This window comes from Limosilactobacillus pontis DSM 8475 (assembly GCF_001435345.1).
GTDB lineage: Bacteria > Bacillota > Bacilli > Lactobacillales > Lactobacillaceae > Limosilactobacillus > Limosilactobacillus pontis.
This window is the reverse complement of sequence record NZ_AZGO01000055.1, coordinates 27,556-39,782: the sequence shown is the minus strand read 5'-3', so window position 1 is coordinate 39,782 and position 12,227 is coordinate 27,556. Positions and strand designations below refer to the sequence as shown.

At 53.7% G+C, this 12,227-nt stretch carries 10 protein-coding genes; 6 read left to right on the top strand and 4 right to left on the bottom strand.

The annotated features are described in order from the left end of the window. Positions 1-194, top strand: a 194-nt coding sequence (locus FD34_RS08445) for a transposase (protein ID WP_191980203.1), incomplete at its 5' end; no start/stop codon positions are given. Between the two features lie 157 nt (positions 195-351). Here the strand turns inward: FD34_RS08445 and proC are convergent. The 4 genes from proC to FD34_RS05060 all read right to left on the bottom strand — a co-directional run bounded on the left by proC (position 352) and on the right by FD34_RS05060 (position 5,381). Further along, positions 352-1,125 (bottom strand): pyrroline-5-carboxylate reductase, encoded by a 774-nt coding sequence (proC, locus tag FD34_RS05075; RefSeq protein WP_057807400.1) that lies wholly within the window; start codon positions 1,123-1,125, stop codon positions 352-354. Positions 1,126-1,146: 21 nt separating this feature from the next. Then, on the bottom strand, positions 1,147-2,391 hold the full coding sequence (locus FD34_RS05070) for a glutamate-5-semialdehyde dehydrogenase (RefSeq protein ID WP_057807398.1): 1,245 nt from the start codon (positions 2,389-2,391) through the stop codon (positions 1,147-1,149). A 20-nt stretch (positions 2,392-2,411) separates the two neighbouring features. Next, positions 2,412-3,200, bottom strand: a complete 789-nt coding sequence (gene proB, locus FD34_RS05065; RefSeq protein ID WP_057807396.1) for a glutamate 5-kinase — start codon at positions 3,198-3,200, stop codon at positions 2,412-2,414. A gap of 243 nt (positions 3,201-3,443) precedes the next feature. Next, the gene (locus FD34_RS05060; RefSeq protein WP_057807394.1) at positions 3,444-5,381 is read right to left on the bottom strand and encodes an ABC-F family ATP-binding cassette domain-containing protein; all 1,938 of its coding nucleotides are present in this window, start codon (positions 5,379-5,381) and stop codon (positions 3,444-3,446) included. Between the two features lie 250 nt (positions 5,382-5,631). Here FD34_RS05060 and FD34_RS05055 point away from each other — a divergent pair, with 250 nt between their 5' ends. From FD34_RS05055 to FD34_RS05035, 5 genes are all read left to right on the top strand, one after another. Then, positions 5,632-6,273 carry a redox-sensing transcriptional repressor Rex gene (locus tag FD34_RS05055; RefSeq protein WP_057807392.1) on the top strand — a complete coding sequence of 214 codons (642 nt, stop codon included), beginning with the start codon at positions 5,632-5,634 and terminating at the stop codon, positions 6,271-6,273. Between the two features lie 202 nt (positions 6,274-6,475). Then, positions 6,476-6,760 (top strand): co-chaperone GroES, encoded by a 285-nt coding sequence (gene groES, locus FD34_RS05050; RefSeq protein WP_057807389.1) that lies wholly within the window; start codon positions 6,476-6,478, stop codon positions 6,758-6,760. Between the two features lie 63 nt (positions 6,761-6,823). Continuing rightward, positions 6,824-8,455, top strand: coding sequence for a chaperonin GroEL (gene groL / locus FD34_RS05045; RefSeq protein ID WP_057807387.1), 1,632 nt, complete (start codon positions 6,824-6,826; stop codon positions 8,453-8,455). 198 nt (positions 8,456-8,653) lie between these two features. Continuing rightward, positions 8,654-10,249 (top strand): APC family permease, encoded by a 1,596-nt coding sequence (locus FD34_RS05040; RefSeq protein WP_057807385.1) that lies wholly within the window; start codon positions 8,654-8,656, stop codon positions 10,247-10,249. A gap of 157 nt (positions 10,250-10,406) precedes the next feature. Then, positions 10,407-12,227: APC family permease (locus FD34_RS05035; protein ID WP_057807383.1), on the top strand; the 1,821-nt coding region annotated here is incomplete at its 3' end.

Sequence of the window (12,227 nt, the reverse complement as noted above, 5' to 3'; positions counted from 1 at the left end):
TGATGTTTGATCATCACGCCAATTTGAAGTATAAGTTTGGAAATCGCCATTTTTGGACCGAAGGATACTACGTCAGTACAGTTGGATTGAATGAATCCACAATACGAAAATATATTAGAGACCAAGAAAAGCATGATCAAGTGCAAGATAAATTGACAACCGTTGAGTATTCCGACCCTTTTAAGGGTAGGTGAAGTAATACAAACACTGCTTAAAGCAGTAGCGAAGTAGTCAGAGCATTTTGGCTTGAACGAAGAGAAAGCCAGCGCCTTGAGACGCTGGCTTATCTTTGCGGCTTATAGCCGCTGTGCAAACCACCCGTTTTACGGGTGGTTATGATTAATAGTATGGCTAATTTTCACCGTTAGCCTTGTTGACCGCGTCGATCACGCCGAAACGGAAACCGTGCTTTTCCAGGGCCTCGACCCCCTTGATCGTCGTGCCGGCTGGGGAGGTCACCTCGTCGCGTAGTGCGGCCGGACTCTTTCCGGTGTCGTAGGCGAGGGCGCCGGTGCCCTTGACCATGCTGGCAATTAATTCGTAGGCGGTTCGCCGATCCAACCCGTGCTTGACCGCGGCATCGCTCATGGCGTCCATGAAGACGTCGACGAAGGCGGGACCACAGCCACCGACGACGCCCACGATGTCGAGCTTGTCTTCGGTGACCAGGATGACGTCGCCAAGTTGATTTAAGACGTGGGTAATGTTAGCACTGTTATCCTTGCTATCCAGAGCAGGAAGGGCCAGACCGATGGTGCCGGCGTTGACTGCCACCGGGGTGTTTGGAATCATTGTGGCAATCGTGTTATTCGGCAGTGCCTCCTGCAGATCGTGCTGGCGAACCCCGGCTGCCGCCGAGATGATGACGGTGCTGCCCGGTAGACCGTCGAGTTCCTTGGCCACGGCGACCGTGATGTTGGCCGGGGTGGTCAGGATAACCACGTCAGGCCGGTATTCGATAACCTCACTGGCCGTGGTAAAGAGCTGGAAGCCAAGTTGGTCGGCCAGCTTGCTGACCCGGGGGTTGGTCGGATTGAGGCCGCTGACCTCATCGACGCCACTGTTGATAAGTCCCTTGACGATGGCGCCGCCCATGCTGCCGACGCCCACAACTGTAATCTTCATGTCTATCTCCTCCTTAGAATCCTAGTGCCGCACCTGGCCGCTACCGGTGATCTCGTACTTGATGGTTGTCAGCTGGTCCAGTCCCATCGGCCCGCGGGCGTGGAGCTTCTGGGTACTGATGCCGATTTCGGCACCGAAGCCGAAGACCCCACCATCCGTAAACCGGGTTGAGGCGTTGACGTAGACACAGGCGGAGTTGATCCGCTGCTGGAAGGCTCGACCGCGCTCAATGCTGTCAGTGACGATAACCTCGGAGTGGTGGGTACTGTGATGGTTGATGTGCTGGATGGCATCATCTAAGGAATCAACCACCTTAACGGCCATGACCAGGTCGTTGTATTCGGTGTCCCAGTCCGCGTTACTAGCGGCCTGCATCTGAGGGACGATGACCCGGGCTTGGTCATCACCACGGAGCTGAACACCGTGGTCGAGCAGGGCCTGAGCGATCGTCGGCAGGAACTTAGCCGCCACGTCCCGGTGGATCAGAAGCTTCTCGGCGGCGTTGCAGACGGACGGCCGTTGGACCTTAGCGTTGACGGTGATATCAGTAGCCATCTGTAGGGCGGCGTCTTTGTCAATATAGACGTGGCAGTTGCCGGCCCCGGTTTCGATGACGGGGACGGTGGCCGTTTTGACGACCCGCTGGATCAGTCCCCGACCACCGCGGGGGATGAGGACGTCGATGTAGTCGGTCAGGTTCATCATCTCCTGAGCCAGCTCGTGGCTGGTATCTTCAATCAGCTGGACCGCATCGGCTGGCAGTCCCTGCTTCTCCAGAGCAGCCCGTAGGATATTGGCTAAAGCGGTGTTGGTCCGGATAGCCTCCTTTCCCCCACGGAGGATGACCGCGTTCCCGCTCTTGAAGGTCAGCCCAGTGGCGTCAACGGTGACGTTTGGCCGGGCCTCGAAGATGATGCCGATGACGCCGAGGGGGACCCGCCGTTGGAGGATCTGCAGTCCATCAGCGTTAATCCAGCCCCGGTCGATCCGGGCGGTTGGATCGGCAAGCCGGGCGACGGTCCGCAGCCCATTGGCCATGTCAGCGACCCGCTGTTCGTTGACCATTAGTCGGTCGGTGAATTTCTTGGGCATATCGGTGGCCTGAGCAAGGTCCGCTTGGTTGGCGGTGATAATTTCATTCTGGTGGGTCCGCAGGGCATCGGTCATGGCGCCCAGGGCCCGATTCTTTGTTGCGGTGTCGAGCAGGGCTACCTGGTCAGCGGCCGTTTGGGCACGCTGGCCGATCTCAATGAGTGTTTCGTTCATGATAACTTCCTCCTTACTGTTTACTTACCAAATTGGGTGCCGACTTCATCGCCGTTAACGATCCTGAAGACAATCTTCGGGTCGGCACCGTTGCAGAGAATCATCCGCTGGTGGGCCTTCATTATGGTGGCGGCAGCGTGGAGCTTGGTGACCATTCCCCCGGTACCGAAGCGGGTACTGGATCCGCTGGCTGCGGCCGCCAGTTCCGGTGTCATTTCGGCGACCCGGCGAATCGGCTGGGCATCGGAGTATTTGTGGGGATCCTTGTTGTAGAAGGCGTCAATGTCGGAGAGGACCACCAGCAGGTCGGCATGGATCCGGGTGGCCACCAGGGCGGAGAGCTCATCATTATCACTGAAGGTGGTGTGGTGGTCCAGCTCGTCGACGGAGACGGGGTCGTTCTCGTTGATGATTGGGACAACCCCGTCTGCCAGCAGGGTCGAGATGGTGTTGAGGACGTGCTGGCGGCTGACCGGGAAGTGAAGGACGTCCCGGGTTAAGAGGAGTTGACCGACCTTGGTCTGGTAGTCGAGAAAACGTTGCGAATAGATCCGCATCAGCTCGGTCTGCCCGATGGTGGCCAAGGCCTGCTGCTTGGCAATTTCATGTGGTCGGTCTTTTAGACCCAGGCTCGCCAGACCGACCCCGATGGCCCCAGACGAGACAAGGACCATTTCGTAGTCCTGGTGGTTGAGGGTAGCAAGGGTGAACGCCAGCCCATCGATTGCGTGTAGGTTTGTCTGCCCATTGGGAAGAATCAGACTACTGGTTCCCACCTTGACGACGATTCGTTGCTTCTTTGCTGCCATAAGGCAAATCCCTCCTTAAACAAAAGCACGCCCTTAATCGAGACACCCGTTACGGCGTTACCATTCTCGTTTAAAGACGTGCTTTACTCTTTTTCAATTGTTTATTTACATGTTAGATCAGACTGGCTTGGATTCGGTGTTGCGGTGGGGCTTACAGCCGGTGACCCCACTCTCTGGGCGGACCTACTATGACCATATCTTAATTTAACGTCACTGCGAATTATTTGTCAAGCGCGAAGTGGATCAGTCTTGCTGGTCAAACTCCTCCAACTTCTCGGCGGCTGTCGTCCAGGCTAGTTCAACCTCGTCGACCTTCTCCTGGGCGGCATCAAGTTCCTTTTGCAGGTCGGTCAGCTTGCTGATATCAGTGGCGATCTCCGGCTGACTCATCTTTTCCTGGAGCTGGGCCTGCCGTTTCTCCAGCTCGCCCATCTCGGCCTCTAGCTTATCAACCTGGCGTTGGAGCTTACGGCGGGCCTTCTGCTGTTCTTTACTCTGCTGGTAGGATTGCTTACCCGTGGAGATATTTGGCGCCTGGCTGGTCGTGCCGGTTGTCGTAGTTGAGGCCTGCTGCTTGGCCTGTTCGGCTCGGAAGTCGTCGTAATCACCCTCGTAGTGGGTGATCCCATCCTTATGCATGTCGAGGATGTCGGTGGCTACCTGGTTGATGAAGTAGCGGTCGTGGGAGACGAAGAGGACCGTTCCGGAGAACTCATTGATGGCGTTTTCCAGGACCTCCCGACTGTCGATATCTAGGTGGTTGGTCGGTTCATCAAGGATTAGAAAGTTGATCGGCTTAAAGGAGAGCTTGGTCAGCTCCAAGCGGGCCTTCTCACCACCGGAAAGATCGTGAACCGGCTTGTAGACGTCATCACCGACGAAGAGAAAACTGCCCAACAGGGAGCGGATGTCCTTCTCGGGAACCTCGGGGTGGTCGTCCCAGACCTCATCAAGTACGGTCTTCTCGGGATGGAGTTGTTGCTGCTCCTGGTCGTAGTAACCGATCTCAAGGTTGGCCCCGAACCTGGCCGTTCCGCTGACCAAGGGAATCTGATGGAGCAGTGACTTCAGGAGGGTTGACTTACCGATCCCGTTTGGCCCAATAATCCCGATTCGCTGTGGCTTGCGCACTGTAAAGGAGAGGGGGCCGGCCAGCACCTGGTCGTTGTAGCCGACCTTGGCGTTCTCAACGTCAAGAACCTCGGTCCCGCTATCCTGGTTGCTATGGAATTGGAAGTGGATTGACCGGTCGTCGGTTTCGGGCTGCTCCAGGCGATCCATTTTCTCCAGCTGTTTTCGCCGTGCCTGGGCCCGCTTGGTGGTTGAGGCCCGGACAATGTTACGGTTGACAAAATCCTCCAGTTTGGCGATCTTCTTCTGTTGTTGGTCGTAGTGCTTCCATTCCGCCTTGAGCCGTTCCTGCTTGTGGGCGACGAACTGGGTATAATTACCCGTGTAGTGGGTTAGGGTCCGGTTGTCAAGGTCGTAGACGTCCTTGACAACGTGGTCGAGAAAGTAGCGGTCGTGGGAGACGACGAGCAGGGCGCCACGGTAACTCTTGAGGTAGTCCTCCAGCCAGGCTAGAACGTTCATGTCGAGGTGGTTGGTGGGCTCGTCCAAGATCAGGAGGTTGGGTTCCTGAAGGAGGATCTTGGCCAGGGCCAGCTTGGTCTTCTGACCACCGGAGAGGGCGTCGACGGGGGTGTCGTAGTACTCCTCACCGAAGCCGAAACCGTGCAGGATCCCCCGCATCCGGGACTCATACTCAAAGCCACCTTGTTTCTTGTATTCCCCCTGGAGGCGGTCGTACTTGTTAAGCACTTGCTGGTACTGGTCGCTATTTGGATCAAGGTCTGCCAACTGGCCCTCCAGCTGGTGGATTTCCTTTTCCATCTCGTGGAGGGGAGTGAAGACCAGGTCGAGCTCGGCCCAAATATTGTTCTGACTATCGAGCCCCTGGTCCTGGGCCAGGTAACCGATTGTTAGGTCCTTGACCTTGCTGATCGTTCCCTCGTCCGGTTGGGTGATCCCGGCAATCATCTTCAAGAGGGTCGTCTTGCCGGTACCGTTGCGGCCGACAAGGGCTGTCCGACCGTGATCCTGGACTTGGAGATTGATATTGTGAAATAAGACATCGGCACCAAAGCGGCGCATGACGTCGTTAGTTTGTAAAAGTATCATGAATGAAACCTCATTAAATAGTGTGTGCTAAATCAGATTCTATTTTAGCAGATTTTGTAAAAGGCAGATTGTAAAATTATAAAAAACGGGATTTTTATTGTAGATTGGTTCACAATCAGCGGGAAAGTTGCTAGAATAAAATGTAATGTGAATTTCACAAGCAATCGAATTGAGAGCGATAATTTGCTCAATCATAAGCGTAAGAGTTGAAATGAGCGATTGTTTATAAATACTTATAGGAGGAACAAATATGCCAAGCAAAAAGATTCCGCGAGCTACGGCCCGTCGTTTACCAATTTATTACCGTTACCTGACGGTGCTGCTGAGCGCTAACAAGCAACGAGTATCATCAACTGAATTATCCGAGGCCGTTCAGGTAGACTCAGCAACCATCCGGCGGGACTTCTCCTACTTCGGTGAGTTGGGGAAGCGGGGCTACGGCTATGACGTCGCCAATCTGCTGAAGTTCTTTAAGGGTATTCTGCACCAGGATTCCCTGGTCAGCGTGGCCCTGGTCGGGGTCGGGAGCCTGGGGAGCGCCTTGCTTAACTACAACTTCCACCAGGACACCAACCTGCGGATCAGTGCGGCCTTTGATACCAAGCCGGAATTTGCCAACACGGTTAAGAGCGGGATTCCAATCTACCCAGCCGAGGAGATGACGACCCAGCTCAAGGAGCAGCAGATCGACGTGGTCATCTTAGCGGTACCGGGCACTAAGGCCCAGAAGGTTACCGACCAGTTAGTTGAGGCGGGTGTGAAGGGAATCCTAAACTTCACCCCGGTCCGCCTGTCCGTACCTAAGGATGTTCAGGTCCAAAACATTGACCTGACCAACGAACTGCAAACCCTGATCTACTTTATCAAGAACTATTCGGAAGACAATAAGTAACTGGTCGACGGGCCGGAAATGCCATGGGCGTTTCCGACCCGTTTTCGTGTCTTAAACCAAAAGGGTGACAAAATAGTCAAAATTGGTCAAACTTTCTGGTTGCAATTCGGGGAAAAGATGTTATAGTAATAAATGTGGTTAGCACTTAGGAATGATGAGTGCTAAAATGACAAACTAATTTTAACAAGATGGAGGGATTAACGTGTTAAAACCATTAGGAGATCGCGTTGTTCTTAAAGCTGAAACTGAAGAAGAAAAGACGGTTGGTGGAATTGTCCTTGCTTCCAATGTAAAGGAAAAGCCAACTACTGGAAGGGTTATTGCCGTTGGTGAAGGTCGGACCTTAGACAACGGACAAAAGCTCACTCCAGCTGTTAAGGAAGGTGACCGGGTTCTGTTTGATAAGTACGCCGGTAACGAAGTGGAATACAACGGGGAGAAGTACCTGGTTGTCCACGAAAAGGATTTAGTTGCGGTAATTGACTAAATTTATTTAACCACAATAATTAAACGTTAAAATCATTACATTCATTTGATGAGGTGACAATAAATGGCAAAGGAAATTAAGTTTTCTGAAGATGCACGAAACGAAATGCTCCACGGTGTTGATAAGTTAGCTAACACGGTTAAGACCACGATGGGTCCTAAGGGTCGTAACGTTGTCCTCGAACAAAGCTACGGCAACCCAACCATCACGAACGATGGGGTAACGATTGCCAAGAGCATTGAACTGGAAAACCACTTCGAAAACATGGGTGCTAAGCTGGTTTCCGAAGTTGCTTCCAAGACCAACGACATCGCCGGTGACGGGACCACGACCGCTACGGTTCTGACCCAAGCAATCGTCAACGCCGGGATGAAGAACGTCACGGCCGGTGCTAACCCAGTTGGTATCCGTCGGGGGATTGACAAGGCAACTCGGGTCGCTGTTGAAGAACTGAAGAAGATGTCACACGACGTTAAGACCAAGGATGACATCGCTCAAATTGCCTCCATTTCCGCGGACAACAAAGAAGTTGGTAAGTTGATCGCCGACGCCATGGAAAAGGTTGGTAACGACGGGGTAATCACCCTGGAAGACTCCCGTGGTGTGGACACCAGCGTGGACGTTGTTGAAGGGATGAGCTTCGATCGTGGTTACATGTCACAATACATGGTAACCGATAACGACAAGATGGAAGCCGACCTCGACAACCCATACATCCTGATCACAGACAAGAAGATCAGTAACATCCAAGACATCTTGCCATTGCTGCAAAGTGTTGTTCAGGAAGGCCGGGCACTGTTGATTATCGCCGATGACATTACCGGCGAAGCTCTGCCAACCCTTGTATTGAACAAGATCCGTGGTACCTTCAACGTGGTTGCTGTTAAGGCTCCTGGCTTCGGTGACCGGCGGAAGGCTCAACTCCAAGATATCGCCGTATTGACTGGTGGTACCGTCATTTCCGATGACCTGGGTATGAACCTGAAGGACGCTACGGTTGAACAGCTTGGCCAAGCCAACAAGGTTACGGTTACTAAGGACGCCACGACCATCGTTGACGGTGCTGGTGCCAAGGAAGCCATCGCTGAACGGGTTGACCAAATCAAGCAGGCCATCTCCAAGGCAACCTCTGACTTCGATAAGGAGAAGCTCCAAGAACGCCTGGCTAAGCTCTCCGGTGGTGTTGCCGTTGTTCGGGTCGGTGCTGCAACCGAAACTGAAATGAAGGAAAAGAAGTACCGCATCGAGGATGCCCTGAACGCAACTCGGGCCGCTGTTCAAGAAGGATTTGTACCTGGTGGTGGTACGGCCCTGATCAACGTTTTGCCTGCCCTGGACAAGGTTGAAGCTGACGGCGACGAAGCAACTGGTGTCAACATCGTCAAGGACGCTCTGGAAGCACCAGTTCGTCAAATCGCTGAAAATGCCGGTGTTGAGGGTTCCGTTATTGTTAACCAATTGAAGAGCGAAAAGCCTGGCATTGGTTACAACGCTGCTGACGGTAAGTTCGAAGACATGGTTAAGGCTGGGATTGTTGACCCAACCAAGGTTACCCGTTCTGCTCTGCAAAACGCGGCCTCCGTATCAGCACTCCTGTTGACTACTGAAGCCGTTGTTGCTGACAAGCCAGACGACAGTAAGAACAATGCTCCTGCTGCTCCGCAAGGCGGCGCTGGCATGGGTGGGATGATGTAATCTGCCCCTGATACGTTAAAATTTGATATTAGATAGCTGGTTGAAGATAACAATCCGACCGGCTATTTTTTATTTCCTGGGAAATAATTCCCTGGTGCTAAAGATTTTTTTAGAACCGCGCGGGGTTAGCTTTGTGGTAAAGTAGAGCATACACACTAATATTTAAGGAAAAGTTAACCTTCGCAGAGGGGAGTTAAGATGAAAAAACTAAAAGTACAGAAGATAAGTCTTTTTTCGGGAATCATGTTGGCCCTAAATTCCCTGATTGGGTCAGGGTGGCTGTTTGGGGCCGGGACCGCCGCCAGGGTGGCCGGTCCGGCTGCCATCATCTCCTGGGTCCTTGGGGCGGTGATTATCATCAGCATTGCTCTAACCTATGTTGAACTAGGGGCGATGTTCCCTGAGAGTGGGGGGATGAGCCGCTACGCTCAGTACAGTCACGGTCAGTTGCTTGGCTTCATTGCGGCCTGGGCTAACTGGATCTCCCTAATCACCCTGGTACCAATGGAGGCCGTGGCCTCGGTCCAGTACATGAGTTCTTGGCCCTGGTCCTGGGCCAACTGGACCCACCACTTTATGAAGAATGGCAATATCACTGGTGCGGGCATGTGGGTAGTAATTCTCTTCATGCTGGTCTTCACCCTGATTAACTTCTGGTCGGTCAAGCTGATGACGCGGTTTACCAACCTGATTTCAGTCTTCAAGATTGTCTTGCCATCACTAACCATCCTCATGCTGGTCGTTGCCGGCTTTCATCCGGCCAACTTCGGCCACAGTGTCGGGACCTTCATGCCGTACGGGAGCCGGTCGATCTTTGAGGCGGCGGCAGTCTCGGGGATCATCATGTCTTACGATGCCTTTCAGACGATCATCAATATGGGTGGTGAAATGGTCAACCCCCACAAAAATATCGTTCGGGGAGTCCTGATTTCGATGATCATTACCGCGGTGATCTACATCATGCTCCAGGTGGCCTTCATCGGGGCGATTGACCCAGCAATGCTGGCCAAGGGGGGCTGGCACGGGATCAACTTCACCTCACCGTTTGCCGACATCGCCATCCTCCTCGGGATGAACTGGCTGGCCATCCTCCTCTACATGGACGCCTTTGTGTCACCATTTGGGACCGGGGTGGCCTTCGTGGCGACGGCCTCCCGGGCCCTGGCAGCGATGACCCATACCAAGCACCTGCCCCAGTGGCTGGGGCGGTTGGCCCGGCGGTACATGATTCCGCGTTTTGCCATGGTAGCGGATTTTGTTCTGGCGGTCATCCTGGTCAATACCTTCCGAAACTGGAGCTTGTTGGCGACGGTTATCACCGGCTCGACGCTGATTGCCTACCTGACCGGGCCGGTGACCGTGATGGCCCTGCGCAAGATGCGCCCCGACCTGAAGCGGCCCTTTGCTCCTAAGTACATGTCCTGGCTGGCTCCAGTAGCCTTTGTCCTGGCCAGCCTGGCGATCTACTGGACGATGTGGCCAACGACGATCCAGGTCATCCTGGTGATTACCCTGGGGTTGCCAATTTACCTCTACTATGAGTTTCGTTATCACCACACGGCCTGGGGGATTCAGCTGAAGAGCAGTGCCTGGCTGTTGTGCTACCTGATTTTTATTTCAATTATGTCCTATGCTGGCAGTGAGGGCTTTGGCGGTCAGGACTGGGTCAAGTACCCGTGGGACTTTGTCGTCATCATCGTCGTCTCCCTGCTTTTCTACTGGTGGGGGACACATAGTCACCTGCCGGAAGTTGACCACGTTGCCGAAGAGGTTAACCAGCGGGTCAAACTTTAGGACTAATTTATCCTAATTAAGGAAAAAAGTTCCAAAATGCTTGTTGCAAACGTTAAGAATAAATTATAATATTATCCAGTTATCTAAATTAATACGATAATTAAATTAATGGAGCCAATTCACTGACCCAAATCAAAAACAATTGGGAGGGAGAGAAATGTGGCGTTATCTTAAACGCGTGTTAATTGGAAAACCATTGAAAACCCTCGATGAAGGGCAAACCCACTTGACCAAGTTTAAAGCCCTAGCAATGCTGTCGTCGGATGCTATTTCGTCAGTTGCCTATGGTCCAGAGCAGATCACCACGGTGCTGGTCACCCTGTCAGCAGCGGTAATCTGGTACTCAATCCCGATCGCGGCGATTGTTCTGATTCTGCTGCTAGCCATTACCCTGTCCTACCAACAGATTATCCATGCTTACCCAAGCGGTGGGGGCGCCTATGTGGTGGCCACCCGAAACTGGGGTAGTAACGGGGGACTATTCGCCGGGGGATCACTCCTGGTCGACTATATGCTGACCGTAGCGGTTTCTACCACCTCCGGGACCGAAGCCATTGCCTCGGCCATCCCGGCCCTTTATCACTACTCGGTGCCGATCTCGATCATCATTGTCCTCCTGATCATGTTCATGAACTTGCGGGGGATGAGCGAGAGCGCCAACTTCCTGACCGTACCGGTTTACTTCTTCGTCCTGATGACGATGGTTATGATCATTTGGGGTGGTTACAACATCATTAGCGGGCAGATTCACTACCACGCGGTTGCTGACTACGGAACCCCGGTGGCCGGGATGTCGTTTGTCCTGTTCATCCGGGCGTTCTCGGCTGGTTCATCCTCATTGACCGGGGTGGAAGCCGTAAGTAACGCGGTGCCAAACTTCAACAAGCCTAAGGAGAAGAACGCGGCGACGACCCTGGCGATCATGAGTGCCATCCTGGCCTTCTTCTTCATCGCCATCATCTTCTTCAGCTTCTACCTGGGCGTTGTTCCGAACTCACGAACTACGATCATGTCACAGATGGCGGCCCAGATCTTCGGCGGTCACGGCATTGGCTTCTACCTGCTGCAGCTGTCGACAGCCATGATCCTGGCTGTTGCGGCCAATACCGGGTTCTCGGCCTTCCCAATCCTGGCCTTCAACATGGCTAAGGATAAGTACATGCCACACGCCTTCATGGACCGTGGGGACCGGCTGGGCTACTCTAATGGGATTATCTCCCTGGCGATCGGGGCGATCATCCTGATTCTGATCTTCCATGGTCAGACCAACATGCTGATCCCGCTGTATGCGGTTGGGGTCTTCGTGCCGTTTACCCTGTCCCAATCCGGAATGATTATCCACTGGTTCCGTGAACGTCAGGGTTGGTGGGTTGCTAAGGCTTGCATCAACTTTGTGGGGGCCCTGATCTCCTTCATCCTGGTGGTCTGCCTCTTTTGGCAGCACTTCAGCAATGTTTGGCCATACCTGATCATCATGCCGCTCCTGCTCTACATGTTCCACGCCGTCCACTCCCACTACGCTAAGGTGGCGGCCCAGCTGCGGGTAGCAGAGAAAACCAAGGTTCAGCTCCATGACTACGACGGTTCCACCGTCATCGTCCTGGTGGGGAACGTGACCCGGGTTACCCGGGGAGCGATCAACTATGCCCGTTCGATTGGGGATTACGTCATCGCAATGCACGTATCGTTTGATGAAAACCCCGGCAAGGAGCACAAGACGGCCAACGAGTTCAAGGCGGAGTACCCGGATGTCCGCTTCGTCGACATCCACTCCTCCTACCGTTCAATCGCCAAGCCAACCTTACGTTTTGTTGACGTGATTGCCAAGCGGGCGGAGGCCCGGAACTACTCGACTACCGTCCTGGTTCCCCAGTTCATTCCGAAGCACCCGTGGCAGCTGGCCCTGCACAACCAGACCAGTGTCCGCCTGCGGGCCGTATTAAACTCCCGGGAGAACATCATCGTGGCCAGTTACAAC